The 19,284-nt window shown below is 61.6% G+C and carries 12 protein-coding genes and 1 tRNA gene; 9 read left to right on the top strand and 4 right to left on the bottom strand.

Annotation, left to right across the window (positions count from 1 at the left end; all coding sequences use genetic code 11):
• Positions 1-22: 22 nt before the first annotated feature.
• Genes QP968_RS05695 through QP968_RS05675 form a run of 5 tightly spaced genes read left to right on the top strand, consistent with a single transcriptional unit; the run spans position 23 to position 10,499 of the window.
• Positions 23-754, top strand: a complete 732-nt coding sequence (locus tag QP968_RS05695) for a hypothetical protein (RefSeq protein ID WP_284855439.1) — start codon at positions 23-25, stop codon at positions 752-754.
• A 3-nt stretch (positions 755-757) separates the two neighbouring features.
• Positions 758-3,919 carry an ATP-dependent DNA helicase gene (locus tag QP968_RS05690; protein ID WP_284855438.1) on the top strand — a complete coding sequence of 1,054 codons (3,162 nt, stop codon included), beginning with the start codon at positions 758-760 and terminating at the stop codon, positions 3,917-3,919.
• Between the two features lie 34 nt (positions 3,920-3,953).
• A complete protein-coding gene (locus QP968_RS05685) occupies positions 3,954-7,280 on the top strand; it encodes an ATP-dependent helicase (protein WP_284855536.1) in 3,327 nt (1,108 codons plus the stop codon).
• A 52-nt stretch (positions 7,281-7,332) separates the two neighbouring features.
• The gene (locus tag QP968_RS05680) at positions 7,333-8,454 is read left to right on the top strand and encodes a potassium channel family protein (RefSeq protein ID WP_284855437.1); all 1,122 of its coding nucleotides are present in this window, start codon (positions 7,333-7,335) and stop codon (positions 8,452-8,454) included.
• Positions 8,454-10,499 (top strand): ATP-dependent DNA helicase UvrD2, encoded by a 2,046-nt coding sequence (locus tag QP968_RS05675; protein ID WP_284855436.1) that lies wholly within the window; start codon positions 8,454-8,456, stop codon positions 10,497-10,499. The genes QP968_RS05680 and QP968_RS05675 overlap by 1 nt, the downstream gene beginning before the upstream one ends.
• On the opposite strand, the gene QP968_RS05670 is transcribed toward QP968_RS05675, so the two are convergent.
• On the bottom strand, positions 10,496-11,338 hold the full coding sequence (locus QP968_RS05670; RefSeq protein WP_284855435.1) for a hypothetical protein: 843 nt from the start codon (positions 11,336-11,338) through the stop codon (positions 10,496-10,498). The two genes, QP968_RS05675 and QP968_RS05670, sit on opposite strands and share 4 nt — an antisense overlap.
• A 73-nt stretch (positions 11,339-11,411) precedes the next feature.
• Between QP968_RS05670 and QP968_RS05665 the strand changes: the two genes are divergently transcribed.
• Positions 11,412-11,948, top strand: coding sequence for a M48 family metallopeptidase (locus QP968_RS05665; RefSeq protein WP_284855434.1), 537 nt, complete (start codon positions 11,412-11,414; stop codon positions 11,946-11,948).
• On the opposite strand, the gene QP968_RS05660 is transcribed toward QP968_RS05665, so the two are convergent.
• Entirely contained in the window at positions 11,945-13,423 is a 1,479-nt protein-coding gene (locus tag QP968_RS05660) for a zinc-dependent metalloprotease (protein WP_284855433.1), read from the bottom strand. The two genes, QP968_RS05665 and QP968_RS05660, sit on opposite strands and share 4 nt — an antisense overlap.
• A 120-nt stretch (positions 13,424-13,543) precedes the next feature.
• On the opposite strand from QP968_RS05660, the gene QP968_RS05655 reads away from it, so the two are divergent.
• The gene (locus QP968_RS05655) at positions 13,544-14,656 is read left to right on the top strand and encodes a YlbL family protein (protein WP_502870917.1); all 1,113 of its coding nucleotides are present in this window, start codon (positions 13,544-13,546) and stop codon (positions 14,654-14,656) included.
• Here the strand turns inward: QP968_RS05655 and QP968_RS05650 are convergent.
• On the bottom strand, positions 14,653-15,336 hold the full coding sequence (locus QP968_RS05650) for a hypothetical protein (protein WP_284855432.1): 684 nt from the start codon (positions 15,334-15,336) through the stop codon (positions 14,653-14,655). The genes QP968_RS05655 and QP968_RS05650 overlap by 4 nt on opposite strands.
• On the bottom strand, positions 15,329-15,820 hold the full coding sequence (locus tag QP968_RS05645; protein WP_284855534.1) for a PPA1309 family protein: 492 nt from the start codon (positions 15,818-15,820) through the stop codon (positions 15,329-15,331). Before QP968_RS05645 ends, QP968_RS05650 begins: the two co-directional genes overlap by 8 nt.
• 154 nt (positions 15,821-15,974) lie before the next feature.
• Here QP968_RS05645 and QP968_RS05640 point away from each other — a divergent pair, with 154 nt between their 5' ends.
• On the top strand, positions 15,975-18,941 hold the full coding sequence (locus QP968_RS05640; RefSeq protein ID WP_502870916.1) for a UPF0182 family protein: 2,967 nt from the start codon (positions 15,975-15,977) through the stop codon (positions 18,939-18,941).
• Between the two features lie 131 nt (positions 18,942-19,072).
• Positions 19,073-19,149 (top strand) — tRNA-Met (locus QP968_RS05635).
• The last annotated feature ends 135 nt before the right edge of the window (positions 19,150-19,284 follow it).

The raw sequence follows: 19,284 nt of genomic DNA, 5'->3' as shown, positions 1-19,284 counted from the left end.
CTGTAGGAGGGCCGTAAAAGTGATGACTATTCCCGGACATGTTCTGACGTCGTTCCAGGCCGATGATTCGCACCCCAGCCCGCTCGGCCCGGAGTGGGGCAATGGCACACGGTTTGGCCGGATGGTCATTGCGGAAGCACCCGCGCATGCCACATGGTCGTCCAAGTTGCGGGAGAAAGTCACCGTGCCAGGAGTGCGCGTGGTGCGCCCCGTGCGGACGACGGATGGCCGTTTCACCGTCGCCGGTTACCGTGCCTCCGATTTCGTGGAGGGGGAGCCGGGTCACCGCGTGGATGAAGCGATTGCCGCGGCCCTGCGTTTCGATGAAGCCGTGGCCTACTTTCCTGCCCCCGCACTCGACCGCGATGATGCGTGGGCGCGCGCCGACCGTGCCGTGTGGGCTGCGCACCCCGAATATGTCAAGGGTGGCCAGCTCAGCCATGCGGATTTCTTTGGATGCTGCATTTTTGATGGCTCACTGCCACCCGCATTGACAGACATCGTGCCTGCAGAAGGTCCCCGCCCGCACGGGTACAGCGCCGCGCTCACGCTTATCGACGGCCTTTTGGCCGACGCCGTCGACGACGCCGTGTTAAACCGCTGGTCCCATATCCCGGACCTGCTGTTTTTGTGCGAGCGGGCGCTGGAGTATCGTACGAGCCTGGCTATGACGTTTGGGGTAGAAGCGAACGTTAGTTCGAATATTGATCGGGTGGGTTCCCTCCTGATGTCGCACCGAGGTGCAACACTGTAGGGCATGAATTCCCCGCAGACACCCGCGCTACCGCCTCACCCACGGGCTTACCTTGTCCGCCGTGAACGCACGGTGCGTGACCGCACGTGGCCTGTTGATCTGCCGGATTCCGGCATATGGAAGGTCACCGGTGAAGCCGGCTCGGGTGTGACGAGCTTCCTCATTGACACGGCTGCTGACCGTATTGCCGCTGGTGCGGACCCCAATGGGGTGGTGGTGATCACTGCTTCTAAGGAATCCGGTGCGCGCGTCCGCCAGGAGTTATCGGACAAACTAGCCACCTTAGGTTTTGTGGCTGATGAACCGATCGTGCGTTCCGTTCACTCTCTCGCGTTTGCCCTCCTGCGTGCAGCCGAACCGGAAGACGGTGGTGAAAGTAACCAGATCCGTTTGATCTCTGGTGCGGAGCAGGATTTTGCCATCCGCGAACTCCTCCAGGGCCACGTGGAAGACGGTGGGGGTTCATGGCCGGAAGAGCTCCGTCCGGCGCTGCCGATGGTGGGCTTTGCCCGCCAGTTGCGCGACTTTTTGCTGCGCGCGGTGGAGCGCACGCTCACACCAGCTCAGCTCAAAGAGATGGGGGAGCAGCACAACATTCCCACCTGGAGCGCTGCCGGTGACTTCCTTGCGGAGTACCAGGATGTGATGGCTCTTTACGGTGCCCGCAGCTACTCCGCCTCAGAGCTCGTGGATCAAGTGCTGCGCGCGCCGCTGCCACGCACGTGGCACACCGTCATCGTGGATGATGCCCAGCACCTGGATCCTGCCTCGGGACAGTTGGTGTCCCGCTTGATCGCCGAGGCGGACCTCGCTGTCGTTGGCGGTGACCTGGAACAATCCGTGTTTCGTTTCCGCGGTGCCTCCCCGCTTTTCTTTGCCAATTTTGAACGCGATCTTCACGCCCAGACCGGCATGGACGTGAACGTGGTGGACCTCGGCGCCACACGCCGCAACCCGGCCGCGGCCGTGGCCATTGCCCCGTCGGAGGCACTCAACCACGCCACCGTGGTGGATGCTCTGCGCCGCGCTCACCTGGGTGATGGCGTGCCATGGAGCGACATGGCCGTGATTGTTCGTTCCGCCAGCATGATTGAGCCACTGCGCCGCGCCCTGTTGCAGGCCGGTGTCCCCGTCGCAGTGAACCCCACTGACGTTGTGCTCAGTGAACAGAAAATTGTCATGGCCATGCTGTTGGGCCTGCGCGCGCTGCGTAGTGATGGCAATGACAAGGAGCACTTGAGCATGGCGCAATGGCGCCAGCTCCTCCTCGGCCCGGTGGGTGGTGTGGATCCAGTGACCCTGCGCCGTCTTTTGCGGGGATTGCGCCGCTGGCAGCCCGAAGCACGCGCTGAGGACACTCTGCGGGAGTTGCTTAACCAGCGCGGGGAACTGCCGGACTTTGGTTCAATGCTGACGCAGCGGGAACTGGATATTCTCACCCGGATGCGCAGCGTGCTCGAGGCTGGGCGTGCGGAAGTGGAAGCTGGGGGCAGCGTTGAGGAAGTTCTGTGGGCTGTGTGGTCGGCGACGAAGCTGGCGGACAGCCTCATGGCCATTGCTTTGCGCGGTGGCGCCGGTGGCTCCCAGGCGGACCGGGATCTGGACGCGATGATGTCGCTGTTCGATGCTGCGGGAGACTTCACCGAGCGTCGTCCCACCGCCACGATTGATTCCTTCATCGCCCACATTGAGGAACAAGAGCTGCCCACCGGTGTGCGCGACCGCCGTACCGCAGTGCCAGATGCCGTGCCATTGCTAACCGCGCACGGTGCCGCTGGCAGGGAATTCCGCCGCGTCATTGTCAGTGGCGTGCAGGAACTGACGTGGCCCACGTTGAGTGAAACCGGCACGCTCATGCGCCAAGAAGACCTCATTGACTTGGTGGACGAAGGCATTGATCCGGCTACGCCGGTGTCCCACACCGCGGACCGCCTTAAAGAAGAAAACCACCTGTTCCACATGGCCGTGAGCCGTGCAACAGAAAACGTGCTGGTCACCGCCGTGGACTGCCCGGACGGCGACGAAGTGGTCGAGCCTTCCCGCTTCGTGGAGGCCTTCGCTGCCCAGTCTGGTGCAATCCGCACGATGGTTGTGCCCGACGAGGCGGACATTCCCAACACGCCGCAGGCCGAGCACGCCGCCGATGAGGAAGACCCGTATAGCTATGTCCGCGTGCGTGTCTTGGCGGTCGAGGATGTGATTGCGGAACTCCGCCGCGTTGTCACCGACCCGGAGGCTGATGAGGAGCATGCCCGCCAGGCTGCACGCCAGCTCGTGCGCATGGCGGAAGTAGGCATTCCGGGGGCGGATCCGGGGGATTGGTGGGGGGTGAGGGATCCGTCGACAAGCGAAGCGATGGATCCACCCAGTCGCCTCTCTCCCTCACGGATTGAGGGGCTGCTGCAGTGTCCGATGCGCAATGTGCTGGAGCGCGACATCACGGCCACATCCACGGATGCGATGACCCGTGGCACACTCGTGCACTACTTCTTCGAGGCACTCGGCCGTGGCGCTGACCCTGAACTCGCCCGCGCGGACACGATCACGGCGTACACCGAACTGTTCGACGTGCCTGAGTGGAAGCGAGCGAATGACCTGGCTGCCTTTGAGGAGATGCTGGATAGGGCAGCGAAATGGGTCGCTGACACCCGCGGGACCTTCGACGTGCTCGGCGTGGAAGTGCCGGTGCACGTCGACATCGCCCCTGGTGTGGTGATTGGCGGCCGCATTGACCGGCTGGAGCGTGAAGGCGACGTCACGGATGACGCTGCCCCCGTACACGTGGTGGATCTGAAAACATCCAAGTACGCGGTTTCCAACAAGGAGATTGAGGAGCACCCGCAGCTGCTTGCGTACCAGCTGGCCTTGTCCCACGGTGTGTGGCGTGATGGGGCAGTGGTCACCGCAGCCGAAGGGGAAACACCGCTGACCGTTGGTGGCGGCACCCTGGTCTACCCCGCGGCGGAGACGGTCAGCGTGACAACCCGGACGCAGGCACCCAAGGATGAAGAACAGCGCGCTGAATTCACGGAACTGATCAAGCCTCTGCCCGCTGAAATGACTGGACCGCAATTACGTGCCGTGACCGGCCCTCACTGTGATTTTTGCCAGATCAAAAACATTTGCCCCGCACAGCCCGAAGGAGAGGTGACCACCCGTGGTTAACGCAGGACACGCAGCACATACCGTGGCAACCCCGATGCCACCACGCACACTCTCAAAATACTTGGGCGATGCGTTCCCGCCGACCGATCAACAAGCAGCAATCATCGGCGCTGAACCCGGACCACTGCTCGTGGTTGCTGGTGCCGGAGCTGGTAAGACCGAAACCATGGCATCACGCGTGGTGTGGTTGGTAGCCAATGGCTACGTGCGCCCAGAAGAAGTCCTCGGTCTCACGTTCACCCGCAAAGCAGCGCAAGAACTGGGCAAGCGTATCCGTAAGCGCCTGGAACGCCTTGCCGCTAATGATCAATTGGTGCGCCGCCTGGACCCGACGGGGCAGCTGGCTGAAAACCTCACCGCGATCGCACCAACGGTATCCACCTATGACTCCTATGCGGGCTCCCTCATCCGTGAATACGGTCTGCTCGTGCCGGTTGAGCCGGATGCGCGCTTGATCACGGCTGCGGAACTCCATTCGATTGCCTGGGACGTGGTGTCCAATCACGCCGGTGCACTGCTAGAGGGGGTGAGCAAAAACCCGACGGTAGACACGGTCGTGGACACGCTCTTGGCATTGGTTACTTCCATGGGCAATGAGGTCTACCCGCCAGAGCGCATCAAGGAGGAGGCAACAGCCTTCATCGATAACCTGGCTTCCCTCCCGCGCGGTAAAGCACGGGAGAACTACAACAAAGACGTGCAGAAGTGGGTGGACACCCAGCAGATCCGCACAGCCTACGCGGAGCTGGCCGGGGAACTCGCCGCGGAGCTGCGTGCTCGTGGTGTGGTGACCTTCAATGAGCAAATGTCCGTGGCGGCGAAGCTCGCTAGTGAGCACGCGGCCGTCGGGGCATCCCAACGCGACCGTTTCCGCGTAATCATGCTGGATGAGTACCAGGACACCTCCCACGCCCAGCGCGTTCTGCTGCGCAGTCTGTTCGGGGACAACGCCGATGATCCTGAACGCCACGCACATCCACTCACCGTCACAGCCGTGGGTGACCCGATGCAGGCGATCTACGGTTGGCGTGGAGCCACCGCAGCGAACTTGGCTGCTTTTGTGGAGGACTTCCCGCTGGCCGATGGAAGCCCGGCACCGAAAGCGCAGCTGACCACATCCTGGCGTAACCCGCCGGAGGTTCTGGCCCTGGCGAACTCTGTCTCCGATGCGGTGCTTGGTTCCCCCGATGGTGCGCCACGAGCAGTGGAACCGCTGGAACCCAAGCCGGAGGCGAGCCCCGGCCAGGTGGAAATCGGCTACTTTGCCACCGAAGAGGAGGAAGTAGAAGCCATCGCTGATGCGATCACGGCTGATTACACCGAGAAAATCAACGCGGGTGAAGCGGTGGAATCCGCGATTCTGGTGCGCAAGAACCGGCACTCCGCACGCTTTGCAGAAGCCCTGGAACAGCGCGGTGTGCCCTATGAAATCGTGGGTGTAGCCGGGTTGCTCACAGTCCCGGAGATCGCCGACACGGTCGCCGTTGCCCGTATGCTCGTGTACCCGCAGGACTCCACGGCGGCGCTGCGGATCCTTGCCGGCCCGGCTTGCGGTCTTGGGCTGAAGGACATCAGCGCACTCTCCCAACGCGCCGTGAACCTCGCCGGTAGGCGCCGTCATGGCAGTGCCACGGATGAACTGGGGCCCGATGCGGACGCGCGTGAACGCCTACAAGTTCAGCTGGCTGAGCTCATTGCGGATGCGGAAAACACCAAGGGTGAAAACGAACGTCACGTGGGTCTTGCGGATGCGGTTGCGGATCTGGGTGAGACAGATCGCTACAGCGAAGAAGGGCTTGTGCGCCTGCAGGAACTCTCCGCGAAACTCCGCCACCTGCGCAAGTACAGCCTGGGCAAGCGGTTGCCCGATCTTTTCGCGGACATCATCTCGGTGTTTGGCATTCGCACGGAAGTGCTCTCCCGCAATTCCCCCACGGGCGCGGTGCACCTTGATGCCTTTGCCAAAGTGGTGTTCTCCTACCCCGGATCGGACCTGGAAGGTTTCCTGAACTACCTTGACTTGGCCGCCGAACACGAAGATGGTTTGGAACCTGGCGCTGTGGTGACCAGTGGGGATCGCGTGCATATCCTGACGGCACACAAGGCCAAAGGCCTGGAGTGGGACACCGTTGCCGTGGCTCACGCGGATGAGAAAACTTACGGCTCCACCGTGGCTACCTTCCTCGGCCAAGTTCCGTACGTGCCGGATGATTCCTTCGATGCATTTGAGCACGCGGACACCCGTTCCGATTTCCAGAATCTGACCAAGGAATACCTGGATCAGAAGCGCAAGGACTTGGGTGAGGAGTCTGCGCGACTCTTCTACGTCGCTGTCACCCGCGCCGCCAAGCGCCTCATTGTCACCGCGTCGGCCAAGGTTGCCGGCCGGAAGGCAGAAGCCAAACCCTACGAGCATTTCCTGCCGTTCAAGGACATCACCCTGGATGACACGCCTGCCGCCGATGTCATTGCGTGGTGGGATGGCACGTCTGATGAGGAAGAACTCGACGTCGCCGCTGCGCACGAGGGGATCTGGCCGAACTACGCCGCTGAATCTGAAGCGCTAGCAGGTGCAGCGAAGGTCCGGGCAGCACAGGCCACCCTCCCGGAGAAGCCGGATAACACCCGCACTGATGTGGACGGCGAGTTGTTCACGCAGTGGGAAAACGATGTTACCGCGCTGATCAATGAGCACATCGCCGCACAAAGCCCCGAGGTGGCCGTGACTATGCCGGGCACGTTGACCGCATCAGACATCGTCGCACTGCGCGCCGACCCGGAGCAATTCGCCCGCCGTGCGCGCCGCCCGGTGCCGTTCAAACCGAATTCCTACGCCAAGCGCGGAACCGCGTTCCACGAATGGGTAGAAGGTTTCTTCGGGGCACGGCCCCTGCTTGACGACGATGAATTGCCCGGCAACACCGAACCCTCCGTCGACGCCGCCACCTTGGCTCGCCTCAAGGAGTCCTTTGAAAAGAGTCAGTGGGCTGGGCGCACACCGGAACATATTGAGCACCCCTTTGAGATTGATCTGGGTTCATCCACCGTCCGTGGCCGTATCGATGCGATCTTCTTAGACGCGCCAGATCCAGTAACGGGCGAGCAGTCCTGGACCATCGTTGACTGGAAAACTGGTGGTAAGCCGCAAGCAGCAGAAATGCGTGCAGCGAAACTTCAGTTGGCGGTGTACAAGGAAGCATGGCGCCGCATTGCGGATGATGGCCGCAAGATCAACGCCGTGTTTTTCTACGTGCGCACCGGCGAAGATTTCGCGCCGGCTGACCTGCCCGAACGTGCGGAGTTGGAGGAGCTGTTGCAGTCTGCAGCCGTCGAAGGTCTAGAGTCCGATCTAAAGTCCTAGTGATGAGAGTGATCACTCTCATCACTAGAGAACCAGAAGGAATGGAGGTGGCATGAGGCCGTCGTTCAAGGCACCGATTCGGTTTCGTGAGCAGCTGCGCGGTGAGGATCTCACGGCGCTGCCTGATCACGCGCTGATTAATGTCATCCGCCTACCCCAGACAGCGCGTACCACCCCGTGGGCGCTGATCAGCCGTCGTTTCCTCTACGCCATCCTGCTCATTGTCATCGTGGCGGTTCTCGTGTGGCTGGACAAAGACGGTTACAGCGAGCCGCTCACCTTCATCGATGCCGTGTATTACTCCGCGGTATCACTGTCCACCACCGGCTACGGTGACATCACGCCGGTGACGCAAACCGCCCGCCTAGTCAACATCTTGGTGGTCACCCCGATGCGTGTGGCCTTCCTGATGCTGCTCGTCGGCACCACTCTGTCCGTCCTTACTGAGGATTCCCGCAAGACACTGCAACTTCAACGCTGGAGGAAATCCGTGCGCAACCACACCATTGTCATCGGCTATGGCACGAAAGGCCGCTCCGCTGTAGACGCGCTTCTGGCTGAAGGGATGGCACCATCCAACATCGTGGTCATCGATGACAACCATGAGTCCCTAGCCCATGCCGAAAATCGCGGCCTCGTTGCTGTGCACGGCAATGGCACGAAGTCTGATGTGCTGCGGGTGGCCGGTGTGAGCCGTGCCCGTTCCGTGGTCGTCGCCCCGTCCAGCGATGACACCGCGGTGCTGGTCACGCTGTCGGTGCGAGAGATCAACCCTGGTATCAACATCGTCGCCTCTGTCCGTGAGGCGGAAAACCAGCACCTGCTGGAGCAGTCCGGTGCGGACTCGGTGGTCATCTCCTCTGAAACGGCAGGTCGTCTCCTGGGTATTGCTACGAGCACGCCATCGGTGGTGGAGATGATTGAGGATCTGCTGAGTCCGGACGCGGGCTTCACGGTTGCGGAGCGCGCCATCGTGGACGATGAGGTTGGTTCCAACCCGCGCCACCTCGCCGACATTGTTCTGGGTGTGGTGCGTTCTGGTGAGCTCTACCGCCTCGATTCCCCCGAAGCGGAGTCGGTCGAGCCGGGCGACCGGTTGCTGTACATCCGTTACGCCGATGACACCCAGGATGATCTGACGGAAGCTGCACGCCTCCAGGAAGACGATCTCTAGTGATCGATCTGAGCCAGCTTGACGACGATCAGCGGGTTGCCGCCACCGCCCCCCGCGGACCCGTGTGCATTTTGGCGGGCGCGGGAACGGGTAAGACCCGCACGATTACCTACCGCATTGCTCACCTGATTGATCAGGGTTTTGTGGCCCCGCAGAAGGTTCTTGCCGTGACATTCACATCCCGCGCAGCGGGGGAGATGCGTGATCGCCTCCGCGAGATGGGCATTGGTGGAGTCCAAGCCCGCACCTTCCACGCGGCTGCACTGCGCCAGCTGCGCTACTTCTGGCCGCAGGTGGCGGGGGATCTGCCGTGGCAGCTCATTGACAACAAGTTCCCCCTCGTTGCTCGCGCTACACGCACGGTTGGCCTGGAACCAGACAAGGAACTCGTGCGCGACCTGCTCACGGAGATCGAATGGGCGAAGGCATCCCTGATCAGCCCTGATGGCTATGCCGAGAAGATCGCCGGCAGCCACCGTGAGCCGCCAGCGGATGTAGAGAAAGTCGCGGCGGTGTACAGGCGCTACGAGGAATCCAAGACCAGTCCCGAAGGTATGGCGCTGGATTTTGATGACCTGCTGCTGCACGTCGCCGGTGCCCTGGAGAACGCACCGGCTGTGGCGGAGGAATTCCGCAGCCAGTACCAAACCTTCGTGGTGGATGAGTACCAAGACGTCACCCCGCTCCAGCAACGCGTACTGGAAGGATGGCTGGGGCAACGCGATGACCTCACTGTGGTGGGGGATGCGAACCAGACGATTTATTCCTTCACTGGGGCAACGCCGGATTATTTGTTGAACTTCTCCCGGACATACCCGCACGGGACAGTGGTGAAGCTCCAGCGGGACTACCGTTCCACCCCTGAGGTGACGGATCTAGCTAACACGGTGAACTCCAAGGCGAGCGGCCGTGTTGCCGGCACTCGCCTGGAATTGCAGGGCATGCGCGATCCGGGACCGGACCCAGTCTTTGCCTCTTATCCCGATGAGCCGACGGAAGCACGCGAGGTGGCCACGCAGATCAAGAAGCTCATCGCGGCTGGAACTCCGGCCCGGGAGATCGCGGTGCTGTACCGCCTCAACGCCCAATCGGCGGTGTTTGAGCAGGCACTGTCTGATGCCGGGATTGTGTACCAAGTGCGTGGCGGGGAAGGCTTCTTCACGCGCCCGGAGATCCGCGAGGCCATCAACACCCTGGTGGGCGCCACCCGCCGGACAGATTTGCCGGATGATCCGGTGGCCATTGCCCGCGCCGCATTCGCCCCCTTGGGGTTGAGCGCCACGGAACCAGAGGGTGCCCGCCAGCGTGAGCGCTGGCAGACACTCAATGCGCTGGTGGAATTGATCTCCGACATCGTGAATACCGGCGAAGCCACGAACCTTCCGGGTGTTCTGCAGTCCCTCCGCCAGCGTGCGGAATCGAAGCAGCCACCATCCGTGGATGGCGTCACCTTGGCCAGTTTGCACGCGGCTAAGGGGTTGGAATGGGATGCTGTCTTCCTCGTAGGCCTGGTGGAAAAGACTCTGCCTATCTCTCACGCCATCAAGGCGGGGGATGAACAGGTGGAGGAGGAACGCCGCCTGTTCTACGTGGGTATCACTCGTGCGCGGGAGCACCTGCAACTCTCCTGGTCCTATGCCCGCCAAGAGGGCGGCCGGAAGTCCCGCGAACGGTCCCGATTCTTGGACGGGATCGCGCCCCAACTTGAGGTGGAGGCAACACCGGAGCGCCTCAAGCGGGCGAAGGCCTGCCGGATGTGTGGCTTCCCCTTGGATACCCCAGCGGAGAAGAGCCTTGGCCGGCATGAGGACTGTGAACCGACCTACAACGAGGCCGCGTTCATCGCTCTCAAGCAATGGCGCCTAGATGTTGCGCGGGAAAACCAGCATCCGCCGTACATGGTGTTCACGGATGCAACACTGCTGGGCATCGTCGAAGAGATGCCGGAAACGCCTGCTGGCCTGCTGAGTATCTCCGGTATCGGGCCGGCGAAGTTAGAGCAGTACGGGGAAGATGTCCTCGGGGTGCTGGAGGATTACCGCTAAATCGCGCACACAGGGCAGCGGGAATGCTTGTCGACGACTTCCGTGTTCACCGGAACAGGCCCAAAGGGATCCACTGCTACCGTGGTGCCCCGTTGCAACGCGCCCGCGGTAATTCCCGGGGGCATGGCAACGTCGGCTGCGCGACGGATGAGTGCCGCGGCCGCTGAAGCCCCAGCTGAAAGAACCACCGGGTCAGTGGAGGGTGGCCCATCGGGCAGTGTGGTGGCCACTTGGTGCAAGCCGGGATCGCGGTCAAGGAGATAGAACTCCGCGCACACGAGGCAGGGACCAGAACTACCTTGACTGATGGGCCCCACCACGACGCGCGCATCCACCGTGACAACAGGGATGTTCCACGTCCGCTGTTTAGTCAATTGCCTGTCGACGGCAATGTGCTGGGCAACGCGATCCACAACCACCAGCGGAACATGTTCGGCCAACCGGTACAGAAAAGCACCATCGGATTCGTGTCCGAGGGGTACCCGCACGGTCACACCGGAGTCCTCCAGAAGTGCGCGCAGCTCTTTGGCTAGTGGGGAGGATCCCACCATGGCCACGGGGGTAGTGGCGGTGGGGGTGAGGATGCGGTAGGCCACAAGGTCGTCGATAAGCGAACGCGCAGCTCCTTCCGTAAACCCGTCGATGCCCATCAGCATGGTGCGCACCTCGTGGATACGTGCGGGCGTGGTTAGCCCGGCGAGAAGTGGGCGTAGAGCATCCGCGAATTGCGTTTCGACGATGCCGCAGCGCGTGGCGTCCATACCGAATTGCAGCACGCCTGAGTCCCGGCATGAAACGTGCACGCCGCGTGCAAGCGTGACTAATGTGGAATCCTTCAAAGTCCCCCCTAAATGAACGTTCCCCCGAACAACATGTGGACACTATCGAACCACAGAAAGACCACCGCGCGCTATGCCTCGACACAACACCCCAGTTCACAGTGGTGATTGGCCGCCGGAAGGCGTGGACATCATCCGCTCCGCGCGGCGCACTCGCACCGTGCAAGCACGGCACAAGGGTGAGCGGATTGAAGTGCGCATCCCAGCACACTTCAGTGCGCGGCAGGAACGTGACGCGGTGGAGGAGATCCTGGCCAAACTGGCCAAGAAAACAACAACCCAACGCGCATCCGACGAGGAACTTCATGTCCGCGCGGAAACACTCAACCGCACGGTCCTCGACGGTCGGGCGCACATTGGTTCGGTGCGCTGGGCGACGAACCACAACACGCAGTGGGGCTCATGCACCGTGTCCACCGGGGACATCCGGATCAGCGACCGGTTGAAGGACACACCCGATTGGGTTGTGGATACCGTCCTCGTCCACGAACTCGTGCACACCTACATCCCTGGTCACGGCCCTGATTTTTGGGAGCAGGCAGACAAAGTGCCCCACGCCGAGCGGGCGAAGGGCTACTTGGAGGCCTATCAGCGGTTTGGGCCGAGCTAGTCCTTCGTGTCTTCGGTGCCGTCAGTGCCTTCAGCACCGTCCTGATCGTCCTCATCCGGCGCGGGCTCATTGGCCAGCATCTCTTCGAGCTTGGCAATCTCCTCATCGAAGGCGGAATCTGTCGCATCATCCAGCAACGTGTCAATGAACGCAGCTGGGTTGTCCAGGTGCTCAGCCGTGGGGAGGAAGTCCGGGTGGTCCCAAACCTTATCGCGACGTTCCACGCCGACGGCTTGGGTGACGCGGCGCCACAACTCGGCAGCCTCCTGGGTCCTTGGGGCACCAAGCTCAATGCCCACCACGTTGGAGAAGGCATTCTCTGCAGAGCCACCCGTTGCGCGGCGGCGCGCCCAGGACTCAGCCAGAGCACTGGTGGACGGAATACGCTCAGCGAGTGCTTCTTCCACCACAACATCGACCCAGCCTTCGACGAGCGCGAGCAAGGTTTCCAGTCGCACCGTGGCAGCCGCATTGCGGGAGGTGATGCGTGGGGATAGATCCATGTCCTGCAAGTTCTGCATCGCTTCCTGCATCTGCATCGGGTCACCCGATTCCAGGTTCAGCTCCCGCAGTTTTTCCTCGATGTGGGAGGTATCCAGCTCCAAGCCGATGGAGTATTCCTCCACGGAGGAGATAATGCGCTCCACCAACCACGGCACGTGGGTGAACAGACGCTGACGGGCTGCCTCCAGCGCACTGACGTACACGAGCACTTCCTGGCCGGGGACAGACAACTGCGCGGAAATCGGCTCCACGTTCTTGGTCACAATGCCGATGACGCCGGTGGGGGCGACGGGCAGACCAAAGTCATTACCAGTCAGCGTCTGATTAGCCAGATCACCCAGCGCACTGCCAAAACGTGCGCCGAAGTTCATGGAGTTGAAGTGGCCGAGCATCTGCGTGATCGGGCCGAAAATCTCACGTGCTTCCGCCGGCATCGCATCCAGCTGGGCGCGGCCCATGTGCTCCGCCACCGGGCTGACCATGCGCTTCCAGGTGGGCAGGGTGTTCTTCACCCAATCATCCGTACTCCAGGCCTCCGGCCGCGCACCGGAATCGGGCAACGTGGATGCGTCATCCAACCAGAGGTTGGCCAAGCGCACAGATTCGGTGACCGCAGTGGCATCATTCGCGGTGGCCCCACGCGGGTTCTTCAACACTTGGCGGGCTGCACGCAGCGCAACGTCGAAGTTCACCGCGTCCTGTTTCGGTGCGGATCCGGACTCAGAACCAGCGTCCGGCACCCCGCCACCGAGCATCTCACCGAACTGGTTCAAAATGTCGGACAGGTTACCGCTGAAGTTACCGCCAAAGCCCTGGCCACCACCGAAGTTGAAGCCGAATTGGGCAAACGGGTTGTGCTGATCGCCGCGATCACCGCGACCGTCCTGGCCACCCTGACCATCACGGTCATCGCGGTCGTCCCGATCATCACGGTCGTCGTTGGGGAAAGAGAACCCGAATCCATTAGCCATGGTGGCCAGCCTACAGGCGTAATGGAAGTGACTGCGAGGAATAACGCCCGGATGCCCAACGCTGTAAGCGAACATCTGCCGGTGATGTGCCACCTAGCCTCTGTTGTAGGCTTAACAGCCGTGAATCAGCCCACCGACACCACAGCGGCCATCGAACCAACTAAGCCCGCGAAGCGCAACGGCCTGCGCCGCGGCGTGATTGCCACGGGTGTGCCCTTGGCTCTCATCGCGGCGGTGTTTCTGGTGGGCGGTGTTCCTGGCACGAACATCAAGCTCACCGTGCCGTATGCGGCGCAGGGGGCAGGCCCGACGTTTAACACATTGGGGGATGTGCAGGGCACCCCGGTCATTGACATTGAGGGCGCGGAGGTGGACGAAACCTCGGGCACGTTGGACATGACCACGGTGTCCGTGCGCACGAACATGTCCATGGCGCAGGCGCTGAGCCGCTGGATCATCCACAAGGACACGATCGTCCCGCTGGGCCAGATCATGCCCAAGGATGTGTCGGATGAGGAGATGCGGCAGATCAACGAACAAGCCTTCGTGGCTTCCGAAGCGGCAGCGACGGTGGCAGCGATGCGCTATCTCGGCGAACCCACCCGTGTCCTGGTCCACGGGGTGCTCAAAGATGCGCCAGCAGCAGGCGTGCTTGAGCCCGCAGATGTGCTGACCAAGGTTGCCGGCCGCGAGGTCACAGAACCACAGCAGGTGCAGAACATCGTGCGGGAGCACACGCCGGGGGAGACCATTGAGGTGGAGTATCTGCGCAACGATGAACCGGCCACCGCGTCCATCACGTTGGGTACCAACCCAGAAGATGAGATGTTGCCATTGCTTGGTGTGACCATGACGTCTGAGCCGGCAGGGGATGTCACGGTGAATTACAACCTCAATGACATTGGTGGGCCGAGCGCGGGCATGATTTTCAGTCTCGCCGTGATCGACAAACTGTCACCGGGTGAGCTCAATGGCGGCCGAAAGGTCGCGGGCACAGGCACCATCGCTGAGGACGGTACCGTGGGGCCGATCGGCGGGATCACCCACAAGATTGAGGGCGCGCGCGATGGCGGTGCGGAGCTTTTCCTCGCACCAGAGAAGAACTGTGCGGAGGCACGTAAGGCTGATGCCGGAAACATGTCGGTGGCCAGCGTGACCAACATCGATGATGCGATCGCCGCGATGGAAGACTTCGCCGCCGGCCGCCCGGTGACTACCTGCGCGGCAGATTAGTTCGAGGTCTTCTTTACTGCAGTCGTCGTAGCCGCAGATGACTCATCGGTCGGCTCTGAGTAGCTGTCCGCCAGGCCAAGCATGAAGATCCGCTGTTCCGGATCATCCACATCACTAGCCACCATCTGCTGGAGGACCTTGCCTTCCTTCTTATCCACCACGGTGATCACCGCGGTCTTGCCCAGCATGGACCAGCCCACCAGCTTCTCATCGGTTTCCTGCACCACGCGGGAGCTGGACAGGCCAGTGAGCACATCCGCGGTGTCTTCCGCCATGGACGTCGAGGCAAAGAATTGCAGCTGCCCCACGGTTGAGCCGGAGCAGTCGTAGGAGCCCTTGAGGCTGGTTTCAACGCAGGTATCCAAGTCGTCGAAAAGCGATTCAGGCGCGAGCGAGGCGAACTTCTCCCGCACATCCTCAACAACCTGCGCATCATCGCGCCGACGCTTACTGCTTGTCGACGTCGCCGTGGACGAGCTCTCACTCGCCTCCGTCGTCGTTTCTTCCGTGCTTGTCTGCGACTCCGTGCTGGTTGCCTGCGTGCTTGATGGCGTTGGCTTTGGTGTTGGTTCCTCCTTCGAGGAGCATGCAACAAGAGCAACGCTCAAAGAGAGAGCTGCGGGGACGCAGGCGAGGCGACGCATTGACAGTGACGGCACGAGGGTGAGCTCCTTATTCATTCTCCAGGCTGTATCGTAGCGCGCCGATCACCGCGGGGGCGACTCCCGGACCCCCACGCAGCTGGATCTCATCCTGAGCAAACGGGCCAGCGGCCTCCAACTCTTCCTCCGTCGGCCGGATCTGCAGCAGCGTCAACTCCAGCCCTTCCTCCCGCAGCACACCGGAAAACAGGCGAGCGGGACGTGCAGGCTGATTCTGCTGAGGCCTATAGGCCTCAGCAGTGTCCTTAAACATGATCTCTTGGGCCAAGATCACCCCTGCGACCTCCTCCGGCCACGCCAAACGCGTGAGGTAATCACCCAATTCATCTGACCCGGGCTGGATGTGCGCCGGAATCTCCTCCTGGACGATCAACGTTAACGGCGCGGATTCATCCTCGAGTCCCGCCATTTGATCGGCCACCAACGCGGTGGGAACCAGCGCAAACAACGTTGGTGCCGCATCCCACCCTTCGGCGTGGACGAATTTGACGGCCTCCATCATGGCCTTGTTCAGCGCTTGTTGCGTCAGCGCGGGGGTGTGCTCAGACACTGTGCGGGAACCCTTCTGGTCTTTTAAGCGTTAAGGAAATTAGTGTTGAAGCTTACATAGCCTCACCCCGAGCCGTTTTTCATAGATTGTCGAAGGAGCTTCGATTTTGGCCACGCGCCTAAATATCCCCCGCCCGAAGCCGCGGAAATCCAACACCATGCTGGTGGTCTTTGGAATTATCGCGGTACTCACCCTGCTGATTCCCATGCTGGTGAATGTGTACACGGAGTTCCGCTGGTTCGGCGAGCTGGGCTACCGCGGCGTGTTCACCAAGGTGATCTTGGTCCGCATCGTCTTGTTCATCCTGTTCGCCCTCGTGGGTGCCGGTATCACCTTTGCCGCCGCCGCGTTCACGTGGCGCACGCGTGAGCAGACGTCGATTTTCTCGGACCCGAATTCGCCGGTGGCGCAGTACCAGGAATCCATCCAGTCCACTGTCCGTGGCCTGGTGCTCTGGGTGCCCGTCATTGTCGGTGTGGTCACCGGTGTGCTGGGGCAGAGCACGTGGCGCACGTTTATGCTGTGGCTCAACGGTGGTGATTTTGGTTCCACCGACGCGCAGTTTGGCCGTGATCTTGGCTTCTACGCCTTCGCTCTGCCAGCGCTGTCCCTGTTTGTCAGCGTGCTGTCCATGCTGTTGGTTGTTGCCTTCCTCGTCGGTGCGGTGGGGCAGTATCTCCTGGGTGGTATCCGCGTGGCCAACCAGGTGGCTGGCACCAAGGGCTACATCTCTAAGGCTGCACGCATCCAGCTGGCAGGCACCGCTGGTCTGTGGATGCTGGTTAAGGCCTTTGATTTCTGGCTGCAGCGCTACAGCCTGCTGTACGGCAAGAATGACATCTTCACCGGTGCGTCCTACACCGATATCAATGCCCAACTGCCGGCGCGCATCATCCTCATTGTCATCGCAGTGCTGGTTGCCGCGGCCTTCTTTGCTTCCATCGTGTTCAGGGACTTCCGCATCCCGGTTCTGGCAACCGTGCTGATGGTCCTGTCCTCCCTGGTTATCGGCCAGGCCTGGCCAGCTTTGATCCAGCAGTTCTCTGTGAACCCGAACCGCCAGGAGCGTGAGTCCGAGTACATCGCCCGCAATATTGAGGCAACGCGGGAGGCTTATGGCCTGACCGATGACAAGGTCACCTACGAAACGAACTGGGGCGCGGAGCCCGCCAACGATGGGGACGTGGGCAATGATTCGGCGACGATCTCGAACATCCGCCTGCTCGACCCGGACATTCTGGCGCCGACGTTTACGCAGAACCAGCAGCTGCGTAACTTCTACGGCTTTCCAAAGAACCTGGCCATGGACCGCTATGAGGTCGATAGTGAGATGCGCGACTTTGTCGTTGCTGCCCGTGAGCTGGACCCGAATGCCTTGCGTGAGAACCAGCGTGACTGGCTGAACCGCCACACCGTGTACACCCACGGCAATGGCTTCGTGGCCGCCCAGGCCAACATCGTCGATGAGGCAGCACAGGACGCTGGCTCCACCCGCGGTGGCCTGCCGGTGTTCACCGTGTCCGACCTGCAGTCCAACGCCAATGCTGCGGAGAAGGAAGACGCGGAGGAGCTGGGTATCCGCGCGGAGCAGCCTCGCGTCTACTACGGCCCGGTCATCGCTTCTGCTAACGACGGCTTGGATTACGCCATCGTCGGCGACGTGGGCCAGGGCCCGCTGGAGTATGACACCGATACATCCTCCTTCACCTACGACGGTGAAGGCGGCGTGGGCATTGGCAACTGGATTGACCGTGCTGCTTTTGCCCTGAAGTACCAGGAGATGAACCTCATCCTGTCTGACCGCGTGGGCAAGGAATCCAAGATCCTCTACGACCGTGATCCGCGCAAGCGCGTGGAAAAGGTTGCCCCGTGGCTGACCACGGACCAGATGACCTACCCGGCGGTGGTGGACGGCCGCATCAAGTGGATCGTCGATGGATACACCACGCTGTCCGCACTGCCGTACTCCACCCGCACCTCCCTGCAGGACACCACGCAGGATGCCCTCAATCCGGATGGCACTAACCAGCGTTTGGTGAACAATGAGGTGGGCTACATCCGCAACTCCGTCAAGGCAACGGTTGATGCCTACGACGGCACGGTGGAGCTCTATGCATTCGACGAAGAGGACCCAGTGCTCAGGGCGTGGATGGGCGTGTTCCCGGACACTGTGAAGCCAGCCAAGGACATACCGGACACCCTGCATGAGCACCTGCGTTACCCGGAGGACCTGTTCAAGGTTCAGCGTGAACTGCTGGCCCGCTACCACGTGTCTGACCCGGGCGTGTTCTTCAACAACGACGCATTCTGGTCCGTCCCGAATGACCCGACGGCACCGGAAGGCCGTAAGGAACTGAACCAGCCGCCGTACTACGTTGTGGCCGCTGATCCGGAGACCTCCAAGCCGTCCTTCCAGCTGATCACCCCGTACCGTGGCCTGAGCCGTGAGTTCCTCGCTGCGCACATGACAGTGACGTCTGATCCGCACAACTACGGCAAGATCACCGTCCGCGTCCTGCCCACCAACACACAGACGCAAGGTCCGAAGCAGGCGCAGGATGCCCTCATGTCCTCCGACCAGGTGGCACGTGACCGCACGCTGTGGGAGGGTTCCAACACCCTGAAGAACGGCAACCTGCTCACCCTTCCAGTTGCGAACGGGGAGATCCTCTACGTTGAGCCGATCTACTCGCAGCGCAAGGACCAGGAATCCGCATTCCCGAAGCTGCTTCGTGTCCTCGTGTTCTACAAGGGTCGCGTGGGCTACGCGCCGACCGTCTCCCAGGCTCTCAGCCAGGTGGGCATCGACGCGAAGGAAGCGCAGGACATCAGCATTGTCGACGCTGATGGCAACACCACCGAACCCAAGGATGCTGCCGCCGACACCGACAAGGCCGAAGGCGACAACAAGCCCAAGCCCGCGGACACCCCCAACAACAAGGACTCCGCACTGAAGGCTATCGACGACGCCCTGCGCGGCATCGAAAACGCCCGCAACGGCTCCTTCGAGGAATACGGCAAGGCCCTGGACAACCTTGACCGCGCCGTCAAGGATTACCAGAACATCCAGTAGCCACCAGCACATCCCCTGGCTGTCCAACCGCAACAACAATGCGGCAGCCAGGGGATTTGTTGTTCCCGCACCCCGTGCGTATAGTTAACGCCGTTGTCATTTAGACAGCAGGTGAATTTCATATCACTCGACGCGGGGTGGAGCAGCTCGGTAGCTCGCTGGGCTCATAACCCAGAGGTCGTCGGTTCGAATCCGGCCCCCGCTACCAACTTCCAGCCCCTACCAGTGCAAATGCTGGTAGGGGCCTTCTTCATTTTGTGAGCGGAGGGTTAAGGGTCAAAAAGTGTGTCTGGCCCCGGCGTGTCGTGGGGTTAGATTTGGCCTTTTTGGATGCCGATTGAGT

The sequence above is a fragment of the Corynebacterium sp. MSK041 genome (genome assembly GCF_030232265.1).
Lineage (GTDB): Bacteria > Actinomycetota > Actinomycetes > Mycobacteriales > Mycobacteriaceae > Corynebacterium.
Note: the sequence above shows the minus strand (reverse complement) of the source record. Positions and strands in the feature narration are given on the sequence as shown.

Bases quoted from the DNA above. Each gene is read 5' to 3' on its own strand.
- QP968_RS05690 (WP_284855438.1), top strand. From the start codon at position 758: ATGAATTCCCCGCAGACACCCGCGCTACCGCCTCACCCACGGGCTTAC.
- QP968_RS05660 (WP_284855433.1), bottom strand. From the start codon at position 13,423: ATGGCTAATGGATTCGGGTTCTCTTTCCCCAACGACGACCGTGATGAT.
- QP968_RS05665 (WP_284855434.1), top strand. From the start codon at position 11,412: ATGCCTCGACACAACACCCCAGTTCACAGTGGTGATTGGCCGCCGGAA.
- QP968_RS05650 (WP_284855432.1), bottom strand. From the start codon at position 15,336: ATGAATAAGGAGCTCACCCTCGTGCCGTCACTGTCAATGCGTCGCCTC.
- QP968_RS05695 (WP_284855439.1), top strand. From the start codon at position 23: ATGACTATTCCCGGACATGTTCTGACGTCGTTCCAGGCCGATGATTCG.
- QP968_RS05685 (WP_284855536.1), top strand. From the start codon at position 3,954: ATGCCACCACGCACACTCTCAAAATACTTGGGCGATGCGTTCCCGCCG.
- QP968_RS05645 (WP_284855534.1), bottom strand. From the start codon at position 15,820: ATGATGGAGGCCGTCAAATTCGTCCACGCCGAAGGGTGGGATGCGGCA.
- QP968_RS05680 (WP_284855437.1), top strand. From the start codon at position 7,333: ATGAGGCCGTCGTTCAAGGCACCGATTCGGTTTCGTGAGCAGCTGCGC.